This is a genomic window from Lactiplantibacillus sp. 30.2.29 (assembly GCF_018991255.1).
GTDB classification, from domain to species: domain Bacteria; phylum Bacillota; class Bacilli; order Lactobacillales; family Lactobacillaceae; genus Lactiplantibacillus; species Lactiplantibacillus pentosus.
This window is the reverse complement of sequence record NZ_JAGYGU010000117.1, coordinates 1-597: the sequence shown is the minus strand read 5'-3', so window position 1 is coordinate 597 and position 597 is coordinate 1. Positions and strand designations below refer to the sequence as shown.

Sequence of the window (597 nt, the reverse complement as noted above, 5' to 3'; positions counted from 1 at the left end):
CTGGTTACTTTGGACTAAAACGCCATCTCCTGCTGGTATCACTCCTCTGGATAAGGTTTTAAAAAAATTGTCAGCCAACATCGGTTGGCTCAGAAGCGTTCAGTTTATACATCGTTCATCATTCTAGATGCTCAAAGTGTCAAGAATACCGATCCTGCTGAAAGTAGCGGCTACGATGGTGGTAAAAAGGTGAGTGGGATTAAGCGCCATCTTGCTGTAGATATCAATGGGCTGCCGATGGCAGTCCATGTGACAACCGCCAATGTTTCTGAGCGTGATGGCGCCAATGCGCTACTGGCGTTAAACAAATCACAGTTTGACCTGGTTCAACGAGTAATGGCCGATGGTGGTTATACTGGTAACAACTTTGCTCAATCAGTTCAGGCAATGATTAACGCTGAAGTCATTATTGCTAAACAGAGTGACCTTAGGCACGGTCAAGTGACCCCGCAACGCTGGGTTATCGAACGCAGTTTTAGCTGGCTAGGAAAATATCGGCGCCTCTGGCGCAATTGTGAGCGAAAGCTGAACACCAGTAAGATGATGATTAGCTTAGCCTTCCTGCGAATACTCTTGAAAAGATTCTAAACACGTTCT

The 597-nt window shown here is 45.9% G+C and carries 1 pseudogene; it reads left to right on the top strand.

Annotated elements, in window-relative coordinates:
• Positions 1-588 (top strand): annotated as a pseudogene (locus KGF65_RS16815) (IS5 family transposase); the annotation flags it as partial.
• Between the last annotated feature and the right edge of the window lie 9 nt (positions 589-597).